The following is a 969-nucleotide window of genomic DNA, read 5'->3' on the forward strand; positions in this document are numbered from 1 at the left end:
TATTCTCATCATCTCTTCTTATCGGTCCATCATGTACGAATAGAACTTTCATAAACTTTCTCCTCGTTAATATAAGTTAAGATTTTATTGAGAGCATGTCCCCAAATATCTTTTCATACTTCAATGGTTTCATCTTTATATTGCAATTGTCAGGATATAGTGTTAATTCACCAAAATATATCTTACCGTCTATGTTATACAAATCTACTCTCAGAAACTCATGGCCTGCTGATAACTTTCTAGCTATGTTCAACATTTCTTGATAATTCTCAGGCATATCAATGGGCTCTTTTGAGTGGGGGTGCCCAATATATAGATCATCTATAAATTCAAAGTTCTCAGCATAATACATATTTCTTTTATGCCCAGAATGCCTATCGACATCTACTTGGACAATTTTAGGCTGTCCATGGAAACACCAGAATTTATAATCATTCGTCTTTCCTTGAGCATCACTAATATACTCTTCAATTACGAACTGTTTTTCCAAACCCTCGTACTGCCACTCTCGCGTCCTTTTATATGCATCATACTTGAGCCACTTATTTATAATTGCTTTTTGCTTTTCCCAGTTTAAAGTACTTTTATCTGTACAAATCAGGTTGTTTTGAGCACCAAATGTCATTTTCAATACAAAAGCACTGGGCAGCTCCTCGAAATTTACTTCTTTTGGATCTTTATACACCCCTATTAGAGGAATGAGGTAATCTGATCCAATCTCTTTTTCGATATGGTCTCTTACATGATATTTATCGACTAGTCTCTTTAATTCGATGTTTTTATCTGTCAGCTTTTTATGGACCATCATATCATTGAAGTAGCCAGTTTTCCTGTGATTGGGCAGCCTTTTGTGTCTAAGTGCAAAAGTGACATGACTATAAACCTTATCGGGAAGAAATGATATCGAATAGGATAGAATATTTTTGACCGATTTATTCATTATACTTTCCCCACGATACGAGAAATTTG

1 protein-coding gene is annotated in these 969 nt (G+C 34.8%); it reads right to left on the bottom strand.

Annotated features, from left to right (window positions below):
• Positions 1-76: 76 nt before the first annotated feature.
• Positions 77-969, bottom strand: an 893-nt coding sequence (locus tag J4760_RS13210) for an ATP-grasp fold amidoligase family protein (protein ID WP_237606044.1), incomplete at its 5' end; no start/stop codon positions are given.

This window comes from Salinicoccus sp. ID82-1, assembly GCF_021991715.1.
GTDB lineage: Bacteria > Bacillota > Bacilli > Staphylococcales > Salinicoccaceae > Salinicoccus > Salinicoccus cyprini.